This is a genomic window from Brevundimonas staleyi (assembly GCF_041893865.1).
Classification (GTDB): Bacteria; Pseudomonadota; Alphaproteobacteria; order Caulobacterales; family Caulobacteraceae; genus Brevundimonas; species Brevundimonas staleyi.
On the sequence record NZ_CP169082.1, the window covers coordinates 3836495 to 3849601 of the forward strand.

Sequence of the window (13107 nt, forward strand, 5' to 3'; positions counted from 1 at the left end):
TGCGGTTCCGGGCCGCAGCCTTTGCGGTCTTCGCGCGCCTCGCCCCCCCCCACCCTCGCGCGACAGGGGCGCCGGTTCGCCCGCGACGCGCGCTCATTGGCCGGGCGGTTTGGATACGCTAAACCTCGGCGCATGGAATTGGGTACTGAAACCGCGTCCGAAACCCGGGACCTCTATCGCAGCGACAATGTGGTTGTGCGCCAGGTAGCCGCCGGCGACCGCGACCGCTGGGTGGTGACCTTCGACAACTATGGCATCGGGCACGGCTTCTCTCGCCCCGGCTTCGGTGAGTCCTGGCTTCGCAGCCAGAAGATCTCGGCCATCCACGTCATGGGCCGCGCCGAGGACTGGTACCAGTACGAGGATCTGGACGCGGCGCTGGCGATCGTTCGCGCGACCCTGGAGGGAGCGTCGCGGGTCATCACCTATGGGTCGAGCATGGGCGGTTACGCCGCCGTCCGGTTCGCCGACGCGGTCGGTGCCCACGCCGCCCTGGCCCTGTCGCCTCAATATACTCTCGACCCGGAGGTGGCGGCCCATGACCGGCGCTGGTCCCAGGACGCCAATCGTATCGCCTGGATCAAGGCCCTGAACGGTCCGCTCGAGGTCAAGGCGCGGGTCATCCTGGCCTTCGATCCCTGGGGGCTGGACGGCTGGCATGGCCGACGGATCGTCGAAGAGGCCGCCCCGAACTGTATCCGCCTGCCCTACACCGCCCACCCGGTGACCACCTTCCTCAGCGAGATCGGCCTTCTCGGGGACCTGGTCCTGCGCGCGCTGCACGACGTGCTGGACGTCGACGCCTTCGAGCGCGAAGCGCGCAGCCGCAAGGCCCAGAGCGGCGTCTATCTGGGAGAAATGGCTTCCCTGCAGCCGGAGCATCGGCGCGGCCTCGCCCTCGCCCTGGCGCGCCGTGCGGTCGAGGCCAGCCCGGCCAATCACCATGCCCGTCTCAACCTTGCCCGGCTCCTGCTGCGCAACGGCGCCCACGACGAGGCCCTGGCCCTGTTCGAGGGTCTGGTCGCCGACAGCGGCCGGGCCCTGACCTATCTGGTCGATCACGGCCAGGCCCTGGCGGTGGCGGGCCGTCCCGGAGAGGCTCGCGCCATCGCCGCCGAGGTCATCGGCCAGGCGGACAATGTGGCGCACCTGCACGGCTGGGCGGCCCATATGTGCTGGCTGAACGGCGACACGGCCGACGCCCGGACCCACATCCTGAGGGCGGTCGAACTGGATCCCAGCAACTCGGCCTATATGAAGGCCGCCGTGGACTATCACCTGGGAAGGCGCGCGGCGGGCGCGACCTCTTCGGTTCGGCAGACGCCGCTTCTGTCCTTCGCGCGCTGGCTGGGCCGTCGCGCCTTCGTGCGCAACGCGGCCAAGGCCCTGATGCGCCGTACCCCGGCCCAGGCGGCGACGGCTGCTCCCTGACCCCTAGTTGGGGCCGCGCTGGATGATGAGCCCCACCGAGGTCACCGAATACCCCCACAGAGCCAGTTTCAGGTGCGGCTCGACCCTGTAGGGCGGGATGTCGATATAGGCGTCCAGCGGATCGACGCCGGGATCGAAGTCGAACGGCGCGACGGTGTGGCCGAGCGCTTCCAGCCGGGCCTTCAGCTCTTCCAGATCGCGACGACGGAACAGGACGGTGTCCATGTTGTCGACCGTGTCCTCGTTGGAGCTCAGGTTCAGCTCCGTGGTGTGGATGGCCCATCCGCCCGGCTTCAGGCACTCGACCGACCGGACGATGAACTCCAGCCCCTTCTCGATCGAGCCGAGGTGCTCCAGCGCGCAGGCCGACCAGCAGAAGTCATAGTCGCGCAGGTCGTCGGGGATGTCGTTCATGTCGCATTCGCGGAAGGCCACGTTGCGATCGAACAGATGATCGGGACAGACCCAGGGACGGCGCAGGGCCTCCTTGCCGTGGGCGTGTTCGTTGGTGTCGACCCAGCCGGCTTCCTGGGCGACTTCCGGGCTCATGTCCGTGCCGGTGACCTGACAATCCTGGGAGGCGAAGAAGGCGGCCAGGGGCTCCAGACCCACGCCGAAGCCGAGCCCTCGCGCGCCGCTGACCACCGCGCCACGCTCCCACAGAACCTGGCTGATGAAGACGAATTCCCAGAGCTTGCGGTGATACCGCAGCCCCTCGCCCAGACGGGCCGCCCAGTAGGCGAAATAGGGTTCGTCGAAGCTGGCCTGGCGGCAGACGGTGGCCATGGGGAAGGCGTTGGCGGCCGGTTCCCCCGAGACCATCGCCGGGAGATTTCGCCAGATCGCCGGATTGGGAAGGCTCATTCCCGCCAGGACGGACCGCATCTCCCGCCTGTGTTCGACGAGGAGACAGCCCACCTCATGGGTCTGACGGGCCAGGGCCTCGATCCGGGCCTCCAGCCGGTTGACGCCGCCGAACAGGGGCAGTCTGGAAAGGTAGTGGCGGAAGGACTTGATATGGCGACTCATCAGGGTTTCCGCATTGCACTCACGCCCGTCGAAGGCGCGCCCTGTCGGGCTGCTGTTCGTTCCGTCGACGCCCCGCCGACCGATCCGGGCCTTCGCCCTCTTACCCCGGCGGTTTGATGTCTGACGACGTCGCGGTCAACACATTGGCCGGCTTCCGCAACGATCCGGGTCGCCGAAAGCAGAAAACCCGGCGATCTCGGGTGAGACCGCCGGGCTCAATGTCAGTCTGAATTCGACGCTCGGGCCTTGGGCCCGCGCTCGGCATCTTCTGTTTCGTTGGCTCGTGTCCCGATCTCCTTTTGGGGAGATCGGGACCGTTTTCCAGACGTCTTAGAAGTTGATGCCGATGGTGGCGCGACGGTTCAGAGGCTCGCGAACGCCGTCGGCGGTCGGGCGGGCCAGGGCGGTTTCACCCTTGCCGTCCAGGGCGATGACGCCGCCGGCGACGCCTTGAGCGACCAGGGCGTCAGCCACGGTGCGCGCACGGCGGTTCGACAGGCCCACGTTGTAGGCGGCCGAGCCGGAGGTGTCGGCGTGACCGACGACCAGGACGCGGGTCGGACGACCCGTCTTGGCGTAGTTGGCCGCCTGGGTCACCACCGAGCGGGCTTCGGCCGTCAGGTCCGAGCGATCCCAGTCGAAGTAGACCACGAACTCACGCGCGACCGGAGCCGGCGGAGGCGGCGGCGGGGGCGGAGGAGGCGGCGGGGGCGGAGGAGGCGGCGGCGGCGGGGGCGGGGGCGGCGGCGGGGGCGGGGCGGTTTCGCCGCCGAACGCGTAGCGCAGACCCAGGGTCACCGTGTGGCTCTGGTCGTAGTCGCCGCCGAACGTGCCGTAGTTGTTCACCGGCAGGGCCGAGTTCGTGAAGGTCGCGAACTCCATGTCGCCCGTCAGGTAGCGGTACGTCAGGTCGATGTTCGTACGATCGCCGACGGCGTAGCTCAGACCGGCCAGGGCCTGGGCGGCGAACTTGGTCGAGGTGTCGTCAGCCGCGATCGCGACGGTGCGCTGGCCGCGGATGGTGCCCACGAAGTCGGTGTTGACGCGATTGACGCCGACGCCCAGGCCGACGAACGGACGAATGCCCCAGTACTCGCCGCCGATGTCATAGATGACATTGGCCATGAGGGTGGTGGATTCGATGTCGCCTTCCGGCGAGTGGCAGGGGCCGACGGCCGGCGAGACGTTGCAGACGCCCGACGGAACCGAGCCCGTCGAGTGACGGATGCGGCCGATGTCGCCCGAGCGGTAGCCGCCCTCGAGCTCGACGCGCCAGTTCGGGTTGAAGCGATAGCCCAGACGCGCGAACGCGGCCCAGCCGTCGTTCATCTCCGCCTTCCAGTTCACGCCGTTGCCCGACGCTTCCAGATTGATGTCGTCGATAACGTGATAGCCGGCGTCGATCGCGCCGTACCAGCCGTCCGGCTCAGCCGAAGCAGCGCCAGCCGACAGGGCGAGAGCCGCCGCCGCGCTGGAAGCCAGGAACAAGGTCTTGAAACGCATGGGTGTGAGCCCTCCGCAGCCATAATTGATTATTGCGGCGGTCTCACCGCCTTCCGGGGTCATAACAGCGTTGCTGCAGGAGGTCGATAGCGGCCCATGCCGATTTGACCGCTGGAACCTTGAGCGTGACGTTGAAGCTACAGGGGAAATCGGCAAGCTGGGCCATAAGGTGGCGCCGCACGCGGCGTCATCTGGGCCGGGCGGGCGCCCGCTATCTCGACGGCGCGAACCCCGCTATGCCGTCGTGGTCTGACGGGAGCTGCCAGCGGATGATCCGGGCGAACAGGAACATCGGAGTGTTTACGGCGACCCGGGCGGAATACGGGCTGTTGCGTCCCGTCCTCACCGCCTTTGACAAATCGGAGACGATTCGTCCGCTCCTGATCGTTTCGGGGGCGCATCTGTCGCAGCGGCACGGCGCCACCCTGAAGGAGATCGAGGCGGACGGCCGGACGCCGGCCGCGCGCGTTCCCTCCCCCATGGCGGGCGACGAAGGACTGTCGGCGGCGCTGGACATGGCCGAGACCCTGGCGGGGTGCGCCCGAGCCTATGCCGAGCTGGATCTGGACGCCATCATGATCCTGGGCGACCGGACCGAGGCGCTGGCGGCGGCGGCGGCGGCCGTACCCCTGGGCCTGCCGATCCTGCATCTGGAAGGCGGCCATCGGACGGAAGGGGCCGTGGACGACGCCGTCCGCCATGCGATCACCAAGCTGGCCGCCCTGCATTTCACCGCCGCCGAACCCTATCGCCGCCGCCTGTTGCAGATGGGAGAGGCGCCCGAACGCGTCTTCACCGTCGGATCGACCGGGATCGACAATCTGACGGCCTTCGGTCGCAGCACGCCGGCGGAGGCGTCGGCCATCACCGGGCTGGACCTGCCGCCCGGCTTTCTTCTGGTCACCTTCCATCCGGAGACCCTGGGATCGCTGTCGCCCCGCGCGCAGATCGAGGCCTTTCTCGGCGGACTGGCGCACGTCGAGGATCGCGTCGTCCTCATCACCCTGCCCAACGCCGACGCCGGAGCCGATGAGATCCGGAAAGCCATCTTCGACTTCGCCGCCGCCCGTCCGGACCAGATTCGGGTCGCCGAATCGCTGGGCGCACGAGGCTATGCCGCCGCCCTCACCGCCTGCGCCGCCGTCGTTGGCAACTCTTCCAGCGGCCTGATCGAGGCGCCGGCGGTGGGCGCGCCGGTCGTCAATGTCGGGGACCGTCAGGCCGGACGCCTGCGAAGCCCCGGCGTGATCGACTGCGCTCTAGAGCCCGGCGCGGTGGCCGAGGCCATCGCCCGCGCCCTGACGCCGGAGTTCCAGACTCAGGCGCGCATTCAGCCCGCTACATTCGGTGACGGACAGGCCGGGACGCGGATCGCCGCGATCCTTGAGACGACCGACTTCACGGGGCTGGCCCGCAAACCCTTCATCGATCTCGATTTCAGCTAGCGGCGCACGCTGTCCAGCGGCCCGGCCCGGTCGCCGCGCACATGGGGCCAGAGCGCCTCGCAGACGGCGAAGTCGAAGGCGGTATCGACGTCCCATCCTCGCTCGGGCGGCATCACATGCGCCAAGGTATCCGGCCCCAGGAAGGTGCGACGCTCCAGCACGATTTCCGGCCGTCCCACATAGACGGCGCCGTTGATGATGACCGGCTCTTCGGGCCGGGTTTCGTCCTGCCGGAACCGTCCCTCGTGACCGACGCGTCCATAGAAGGTCTGAGGCTTCAGCACCGGCGACACCCCGATCACCGAAGAGACGCCGCTGGCGTGGCAGAGCGTGATCGCCGCATCGATGTCGATGCCGAGCCTGAGCGGCGAGGTCGGCTGCAGCAGAACGACATAGTCCCAGCGGCCGCCGAGGGTCTCGAGCGCATGTTCGACCGCGTCGATCACCGAAGCCTGCGGACCGGACAGATGATCGGGGCGACGGAAGGGCGGCGGGAAGCCCATTTCGGTCGCCACGGCGGCGACGGCCTCGTCGTCGGTCGAGACCACGACCTGATCCAGCAGGCGGGATTCGCGACAGGCCTCCAAAGTCCAGGCCGCCATCGGCCGCCCGGCCAGAGGGCGCACGTTCTTGCCCGGCAGGCCCTGCGACCCGGCGCGCGCGGGGACCAGACCCAGAACCCGTCCGGCGGATGCGCCCTCGCCGATCATGTCCGCCTCCGTGACGCGCCAGTAGCGCTCCTTTAGACTCTGATTCGGACGGTCCGGGCGCAATCACGCCGCCGGACGCCGGGCAGGTCGGTCGTGGACATCGAGGCGGTCAGCAAGGCCCTGAACGGCCGACGGGTTCTGGTCACCGGCGCGGGCGGCTTCATCGGCAGCCGGCTGTGCGAACGGCTGGTCGGGGTCGGGGCCGAGGTCCGGACCCTGGTCCGCTACACCTCCGATGGGGACGCCGGCTGGCTGGATCGTTCGCCGATCCGGGGCGAGATCGACGTGCGGCGCGGCGACCTAGCCGACCGGGACAGCGTGTATGACGCCGTGACGGACCGGGAGATCGTCTTCCACCTCGGCGCCCTGATCGCCATCCCCTATTCGTACCTGGCGCCCGAGAGCTACGTCCGCACCAACATCCTGGGCACGATGAATGTGCTTCAGGCCGTGCGCGAGCTGGGCGTCCAGCGGCTGGTCCACACCTCGACCAGCGAGGTCTACGGCTCGGCCCAGTTCGTACCGATGACGGAGGCTCATCCGCTGGTCGGCCAGTCCCCCTACTCCGCCTCCAAGATCGCGGCGGACAAGCTGGCCGAGAGCTACCACCGGTCGTTCGAGACACCGGTCGTGACGCTCCGCCCCTTCAACACCTTCGGTCCGCGCCAGAGCGCCCGCGCCGTCATCCCCGCGATCACGGTCCAGTTGCTGGCCGGGCGACCGATCAAGCTGGGCGACACCCGCCCCACCCGCGACTTCGTCTTCGTCGACGACACGGCCGACGCCTTCCTGCGGGCCGCGACGGTTCCGGGCATCGAGGGGCTGACCGTCCACACGGGCGGCGGACGCGAGATCGCGATCGGCGACCTGCCCGCCATGATCGGCGCAGCGGCCGGCCTGCCGGTGGAGGTCGAACCCGATCCCCAGCGGATCCGTCCCGCCGCCAGCGAGGTCGAGCGTCTGCACGCCGACGCGTCTCTGGCCAAGAAACGCCTCGGCTGGACGCCGTCGATCTCCGTCGAGGAGGGGCTGGCCCGGACCGTGGCCTTCATCCGCGACAATCCGGGCCTCTATCGCCCGGCGGAGTATGCGGTGTGAGCCAGGCGGGGGGCATAGCCGAGAACCTGCTGGGGCCCGACGCGCCCCTGCTGGACGCCATCGCCCGGCTGGATGCGATCCGCAGGAAGCTCATCGTCGTCATCGACGAAAACCGCCGCCTGATCGGCAGCGTGACCGACGGCGACATCCGGCGCGGCCTCCTGCGTCGTCTGCCGATGGATGCGCCCATACGCGAGGTGATGAACCCCGCGCCGGTCTCCCTGCCCGTCGAGGGGTCCGACATCGTCGCCCTGCAACGACTGGAGGAGCGGGGCGTCACCCTGGCTCCCCTGGTCGATCGCTCGGGCCGGGTGGTCGGCCTCTATCCCGACACGGTCGGCGCCGCCCGCGCACGAGACAATCTGGTGGTCATCATGGCCGGCGGGCGCGGGGTGCGTCTGGCCCCCCTGACCCAGACCTGCCCCAAGCCGATGCTGAAGGTGGCGGGCCGCCCGCTTCTGGAGACCATCATCGAACGTCTGCGGGCCCAGGGGTTCAGCCGCTTCCGCCTGGCCGTGAACTATCTGGCCGAGATGATCGTCGACCATTTCGGCGACGGATCCGCTATGGGGATCGAGATCGAATACCTGCGAGAGGATCACCCGCGCGGCACGGCCGGCGCCCTGTCGCTGGTGCGCGGTCCGATCACCAGCCCGATGCTGGTCATGAACGGCGACGTCCTGACGCGGATGGCCTTCGGCGGCCTGATCGATTTCCACGAGGAACATGGCGCCAAGGCCACGCTCTGTCTGCGCGAGCACCAGTTCCAGGCGCCCCACGGCGTGGCCGAGGTGGATGGCGTCCGCATGACGGCTCTGCGCGAAAAGCCGACCTTCCGCTGGCTGGCCAACGCCGGGGTCTATTGTCTGGACGGGTCGGTCCTGTCGCGTATTCCCGACAGCGGCCCCTACGACATGCCCGAACTGCTGGCGGGCCTCGCCTCGGACGGAGAGGTGGTCGGCGCCTACCCCATCCACGAATACTGGCTGGACATCGGCCGGCCCCCCGATTTCGAGAGCGCCCAGACCGATTTCGGCGCGGTGTTCGATCCCCACTGACCTAGAGCCGCGAAACCACAGATCATCGCGGTCAGGCGGGCGGGACGGCTCCACCATATTGACCTGACTGCGCACCGGGCCCATGGAGCTTGGCCCGGCGCGACATCGCCCCCGGGGGTTTCGTTTTCAGTGTGGCCGGAATGATAATGGGCGCAGTCGAGCGTCAATCGCGCATCCTCGGCGCTCTCATCATGAGAGAGCTGACGACGCGCTACGGGCGCCAGGGGCTGGGCTTCGCCTGGCTCATCGCCGAACCCCTGATGTTCTGCTTCGGCGTGCTTCTGCTGTGGACCGCGACCAAGCCGTCCTACGAGCACGGCATCCGCCTCGCCCCCTTCGTGATGACCGGATACATGTCGCTCATTCTGACGCGACACATGATCGGGCTTCTGGCCACGGCGCTCCAGGCCAACCTCGGCCTGATGTATCACCGCCAGATCGCACCGATGCACATCTTCATGGCGCGCATCCTTCTGGAGCTGGGCGGGGCGACCGCCGCCTTCTTCATCGTCTATGTCGTGCTTCTGGCCTTGGGACAGGTCGACCTGCCGCACGACTATCTGCTCCTCTATTCCGGGTGGTTCCTGCTGGCCTGGGTGTCGGTCGGTTTCTCCCTGATCCTGACGGGCCTGGCCATGCGCTACGAGCTGATGGAGCGCCTGATCGGCCTGATCAGCTATTCGCTGATCCCGATCTCGGGGGTCTTCTTCATGGTGGCCTGGCTGCCGGCCGCCTACCGAGACATCTACCTCCTCATTCCCTTCGTGCACGGGGTCGAGATGATCCGGTCGGCGACGTTTGGCGAGTTCGTGACGACCTACTACGATCCGCCGTACGCCTTCTTCGTCGGCACGGTCTTCAACATTCTGGGGCTGCTCATCATCTCGGCGTCGCGCGATCGCATCGACGTCGAGTAAACACTGACCAACGGAGACCGGGTCTCCGCACGGACTGAACATGGCTGAATCGCAAATCAACTACCTCGGACCGATCCCCGAGGCCCTGACGTTCCGGCAGGAGCCGAAGCCATGGTGGCGCCGGTTGCCCGTGGGCTTCCTCATGGTCGTCGCACTGCCGACCATGCTGGCGATGATCTACTTCCTGCTGATCGCCACGCCTCGCTACGTCTCCGAAGCGCGCTTCATCGTGCGTCAGGCCAACCAGAGCACCCCCTCCGCCCTCGGCGTCGCCCTTCAAGGCGTGGGTCTCTCCTCGGCCCAGTCAGAGGCCTTCGCCGTCCATGAATACATCACCTCGCGTGACGCCCTGGAGCAGCTCGGTCGTCGGTACGACATCGCCGCCATGTTGAACCCGCCGGGCGCCGACGCCTTCTCGCGGTATCCGCGCTTCTGGGATTCGCGCAGCCAGGAGGGCCTCTACAAGGGCTTCCAGCGCTTCGTGACGGTGGGCTTCGATTCCACCACCGGCATCAGCACCCTGCGGGTCGAAGGCTTCCGGGCTCAGGACGCCCGCAGCCTCAACGAGGCCCTGCTGGCCGGCGGAGAGCAACTGGTCAACCGGCTGAACGACCGGGCGCGCGCCGATGCGGTCGCCGAGGCCACGATCGCGCGCGACGAGGCCCAGACCAAGCTGACGGACATCCAGAACCAGCTGACCGCCTTCCGGAACCGGGAACAGTTCCTCGACCCCGAACTGGCCGCGCGTGAGAGTTCCACCCTGATCGGCGGCCTTCTGGCCACGGTCGCCCAGTTGCGCGCCGACCGCGACCAGCTGGCCGCCGAGGCCCCGCAGAGTCCGCAACTGCCCGTCATCGAGGGCCGGATCGCCGCCTACGAACGTCAGATCGCCGCGGAACGCGCCAAGGTCGCCGGCACCTCGACCTCCCTGGCCCCGCGCCTCGGCGTCTACGAGACCCTGTCGCTGCAGCGCGAACTGGCCGACCGCGAACTGGCCCAGGCCACCGCCTCGCTGGTCTCGGCCCAGCACGACGCGCGCCGTCAGAAGCTGTACCTGGACCGCATCGTCAGCCCGAACCTGCCGGACAAGCCGGTGGAGCCGCGCCGCTGGATCGCCATCCTGACGATCTTCGCCAGTAGCCTTCTGATCTACGCCGTGGGCTGGCTGGTCTGGGCGGGCGTTCGCGAGCACCGGCAAGACTGATGCAGGACCTCGTAGAGGACCCTGGCCTGCGCGTGGTCGGCGTCGGCAAGACGTTCCACGGCCAGATCAAGCCGGTCTTCAGCAACCTCGACTTCAACCTCGGGCGAAGCGGCAGGCTGGCGATCCTGGGGCGGAACGGCCAGGGCAAGTCCACCCTGATCAAGATGCTGGGCGGCGTCCTGCCGCCGACGATGGGCGAGATCGACTGGCGCATGTCGGCGTCCTGGCCCATCGGCTTCGGCGGCGGCTTCCAGGGCAGTCTGTCCGGCCTCGACAACGTGCGCTTTCTCTCGCGCCTCTACGCCAAGGACTACAAGGAGACGCTCGAGCGGGTGGATGACTTCGCCGAACTGGGCCCCTCCCTGCGCCTTCCGGTGAAACACTATTCCTCCGGCATGCGCGCCCGCCTGGCCTTCGGCCTGTCCCTGGCCATCGAGTTCGATTGCTATCTGATCGACGAACTGGTCGCCGTCGGCGACGCCCGCTTCCAGCAGAAATGCCAGGACGAACTGTTCCAGCGTCGCGGCGACCGCGCCTTCATGATGGCGTCGCACGACACCCATCTGGTGGCCCACTACTGCGACCGCGCCCTCATCATCGAGAGCGGACGAGGCAAGATGTTCCACGATGTCGCCGAGGCGGTCGACGTCTACAGTTGGCTGCGCGCCGCCTGATGGACAGTCTGACCGTAATGATCACGCCCACCTCCGCGGGCGTGCTGTGGCGGGACGCCCTGATCCACAAGGCCGCCTCCATGGGGTGGTCGTTCGCGGACGTGCACGCCGACGGTCCGCCGCCGGGCGCGACCGGTTTGTTCTTCGCTCATCACGCCTCGGCGATGCGGCCGGAACTGACCCGCTGCATCGTGTCCGACCCGTCTGCCGTCGGCACGAGCGATCCCTCGGTCCCCGCCGGCGGCGAAGACCTCATCATCCGCTCCCACGCCCTGGCCGAAACGGAGATCGCCGCGCGCCTCGGCGCCCCGGTCCTGGCCGCCGCCCGCTATCAGCTCGAATTCCCCTTCCTGGGCCTGGTCGAGCGCCGCGAGGGCGAGCGCTACCACATTCACCCGCTGGCCGCGGAATCGCCCCTGGCGCTCTATGACGAGATGCCGGTGAAGGCGGGCGCCACCGCCAACTGGGCGCCGCACTGGTTCGCCTATCCCGAGGGTCTCCGCCGCGTCGGCGAAACCACCTGGATCGACGTCACGGGCCGGATGCGCCCGCTTGTGTTCGGTCCCTACATCCATCTGCCCCAGGGCCGGTGGCGCGTGGACGTCCGCTTCGCGGTCGATCCCGAACGCGGTCACGTCCCCCTGCTGTTCGAATGGGGCACGGGGAACGAATACTGCCGCGTGATGAGCGACATCCAGCATCGGGGCGCCTACGGCATCAATCTGGACCGGATCTGGGACGCGCATGCCCCCGCCCAGCTCCGCATCTGGACCGCCCACCCGGTGTTCGAAGGCCTGCTGGATTTCCAGAGCTGCCGCGTGACCCGCGTCGCCGACGACGACCCGTCGCCGCCCACCCCGACCGACCGGATCGTGGAAGTGCGGCCGATCTAGAGCGAGGTCGGGTCGAGGCCTCAGACATAAGGCGCGAGGAGATCCGTCACTTCGGATGGTGGGCGTCGACCCCGGGTTTACGGCTGCCCGCCCGTCGTCGCCGGACGCGCCGGCGCCGCGGCCTGGGCGCCGGCGTTTCGGAACGCGTCGTAGGCCCGGTCCAGGCCTTCGTTGCGGACGAAGACGAGACCGCCCTCCACCGCCCCGGCGACGGCGGCGACCGTGGTGGCGGCTCCGGGCGGAACTCCGCCGCCCAGGGCGGCGCCGTAGAAGATATGGGTGCCGATCTGGCGCACCCGCTCCAGCCGGCGTCCCCACGAGGGCGAGACGTAGCTGGCGTGATAGTTGACGGAGTTGGCCGGCAGGATGGCCTGCGAGCGCCCCGAATGAACGTCGCGCGCGATCCGTTCGGCCCTGGCCCATTTCTCCATGTCCACCGCGCCGCGCCCGATGGCGCCGTCGCAGGTGAAGGTGAACTGACAGGTGCGGGTGTTGCGCTGATAGACGACCTCGCAGACCGACTGCGGATAGAGGCCGCTGCGCGTGCGGTTGATGACCACCTCGGCCACGGCCGCCTGGCCCTCTTCGCTCTCGTTGCGCGCCTCGTAGTAGATCGCCTGGGTCAGGCATTCGACCGGGTCGGTCGGCACGCGCGGCGCGGTGACCAGATCCAGGCGGGGCGGGGTGTAATAGGCCCCGCCGGAACGCCGGACCGGCGCGCTGGTGACGGGCGGGGGCGCGAAGCTGGAGGTCGCCGCGGCCTCGCCGCCCAGGACCCAGCTATTGCCCGACGACGCGGGCGGCGCGACGTTCATCGCCAGGGCCGTGGCGGGCGCCGGCGTGGAGGCGGGTCGGGCCGGAGGGGGCGCGGCGCGAGCCGGGGCGCTGTGGCGTTGTGCGCGCCGCGCGGGACGCTGCGCCTCGGGCTGGGTCAGGCGCGCGCCGTCGCCTGAGCGCAACATCTCGGCCATCCGTGCGTTCAGTCGTTCGCGGCGCTGGGCGTCGGTTTCCGTCTCCTCGGACACGGCCGAGACGGACGGAGCGACCGAGGCGAAGACGTGCGTCGGCGCGTGGATCGCGATGACGCCAATCACGCCGGCCAGAACGCCCAGTCTGATCTTCTGTGTGTTCACACGCATCCCCGA

Annotated in this window: 12 protein-coding genes; 8 read left to right on the forward strand and 4 right to left on the reverse strand. The window is 68.7% G+C overall.

Translation table 11 applies throughout. The features are described 5' to 3' along the window. Window positions 1-138: 138 nt before the first annotated feature. Window positions 139-1431: a tetratricopeptide repeat protein gene (locus tag ACETK8_RS19265; RefSeq protein ID WP_374037436.1), complete on the forward strand. Its 1293-nt coding sequence runs from the start codon at window positions 139-141 to the stop codon at window positions 1429-1431. Window positions 1432-1434: 3 nt separating this feature from the next. On the opposite strand, the gene ACETK8_RS19270 is transcribed toward ACETK8_RS19265, so the two are convergent. Then, window positions 1435-2460 (reverse strand): class I SAM-dependent methyltransferase, encoded by a 1026-nt coding sequence (locus ACETK8_RS19270; protein ID WP_374037437.1) that lies wholly within the window; start codon window positions 2458-2460, stop codon window positions 1435-1437. Window positions 2461-2790: 330 nt separating this feature from the next. Beyond that, window positions 2791-3963: an OmpA family protein gene (locus tag ACETK8_RS19275; protein WP_374037438.1), complete on the reverse strand. Its 1173-nt coding sequence runs from the start codon at window positions 3961-3963 to the stop codon at window positions 2791-2793. A gap of 296 nt (window positions 3964-4259) precedes the next feature. Between ACETK8_RS19275 and neuC the strand changes: the two genes are divergently transcribed. After that, entirely contained in the window at window positions 4260-5408 is a 1149-nt protein-coding gene (neuC, locus tag ACETK8_RS19280) for a UDP-N-acetylglucosamine 2-epimerase (protein WP_374037439.1), read from the forward strand. Here the strand turns inward: neuC and ACETK8_RS19285 are convergent. After that, a complete protein-coding gene (locus ACETK8_RS19285) occupies window positions 5405-6118 on the reverse strand; it encodes a cytidylyltransferase domain-containing protein (protein WP_374037440.1) in 714 nt (237 codons plus the stop codon). The two genes, neuC and ACETK8_RS19285, sit on opposite strands and share 4 nt — an antisense overlap. 93 nt (window positions 6119-6211) lie before the next feature. Between ACETK8_RS19285 and ACETK8_RS19290 the strand changes: the two genes are divergently transcribed. The 6 genes from ACETK8_RS19290 (at window position 6212) to ACETK8_RS19315 (ending at window position 11962) form a co-directional block, all read left to right on the forward strand. After that, window positions 6212-7216 carry a GDP-mannose 4,6-dehydratase gene (locus ACETK8_RS19290; protein WP_374037441.1) on the forward strand — a complete coding sequence of 335 codons (1005 nt, stop codon included), beginning with the start codon at window positions 6212-6214 and terminating at the stop codon, window positions 7214-7216. Beyond that, window positions 7213-8274 carry a nucleotidyltransferase family protein gene (locus ACETK8_RS19295; RefSeq protein ID WP_374037442.1) on the forward strand — a complete coding sequence of 354 codons (1062 nt, stop codon included), beginning with the start codon at window positions 7213-7215 and terminating at the stop codon, window positions 8272-8274. Before ACETK8_RS19290 ends, ACETK8_RS19295 begins: the two co-directional genes overlap by 4 nt. A gap of 191 nt (window positions 8275-8465) precedes the next feature. Continuing rightward, on the forward strand, window positions 8466-9191 hold the full coding sequence (locus ACETK8_RS19300; RefSeq protein ID WP_374037443.1) for an ABC transporter permease: 726 nt from the start codon (window positions 8466-8468) through the stop codon (window positions 9189-9191). Between the two features lie 40 nt (window positions 9192-9231). Beyond that, window positions 9232-10395 carry a chain-length determining protein gene (locus ACETK8_RS19305; RefSeq protein WP_374037444.1) on the forward strand — a complete coding sequence of 388 codons (1164 nt, stop codon included), beginning with the start codon at window positions 9232-9234 and terminating at the stop codon, window positions 10393-10395. Next, the gene (locus ACETK8_RS19310; RefSeq protein WP_374037445.1) at window positions 10395-11069 is read left to right on the forward strand and encodes an ABC transporter ATP-binding protein; all 675 of its coding nucleotides are present in this window, start codon (window positions 10395-10397) and stop codon (window positions 11067-11069) included. The genes ACETK8_RS19305 and ACETK8_RS19310 overlap by 1 nt, the downstream gene beginning before the upstream one ends. 17 nt (window positions 11070-11086) lie before the next feature. After that, entirely contained in the window at window positions 11087-11962 is an 876-nt protein-coding gene (locus ACETK8_RS19315) for a hypothetical protein (RefSeq protein ID WP_374037446.1), read from the forward strand. 77 nt (window positions 11963-12039) lie between these two features. On the opposite strand, the gene ACETK8_RS19320 is transcribed toward ACETK8_RS19315, so the two are convergent. Next, window positions 12040-13101: a cell wall hydrolase gene (locus ACETK8_RS19320; protein ID WP_374037447.1), complete on the reverse strand. Its 1062-nt coding sequence runs from the start codon at window positions 13099-13101 to the stop codon at window positions 12040-12042. Window positions 13102-13107 lie beyond the last annotated feature (6 nt).